The organism is Pseudomonas sp. HY2-MNA-CIBAN-0224, assembly GCF_040310285.1.
Lineage (GTDB): Bacteria > Pseudomonadota > Gammaproteobacteria > Pseudomonadales > Pseudomonadaceae > Aquipseudomonas > Aquipseudomonas helleri.
Genome location: NZ_JBEOPQ010000846.1, coordinates 1 through 241 on the forward strand (window position 1 = coordinate 1; position 241 = coordinate 241).

Sequence of the window (241 nt, forward strand, 5' to 3'; positions counted from 1 at the left end):
GCGCAGCGTCGCGTACTGATCCAGCGCCGTGCGCCGGTCGAGCCCGGTCAGGAATTCGAGCCATTGCCGGACCGGGAAGCGCGGCAGGTCGTCGGGCAGCAGCGGCCCGCGCTTGCCGGTCAGCGTCGTGCGCACCACCTTGCCGAGCAGGCTGCGCACCGGCACGTCCTCGCCGGCGAGCATCACGGGCGCGCACAGCAGGTATTCGGTCATGTCGGTGCCGCGCCGCGTCACCGTGTAT

1 protein-coding gene is annotated in these 241 nt (G+C 71.8%); it reads right to left on the minus strand.

Annotation, left to right across the window (positions count from 1 at the left end; all coding sequences use genetic code 11):
• A partial coding sequence (locus AAEZ03_RS28655; protein WP_350583374.1) for a hypothetical protein occupies nucleotides 1-213 on the minus strand: 213 nt, incomplete at its 3' end.
• Nucleotides 214-241: the final 28 nt, after the last annotated feature.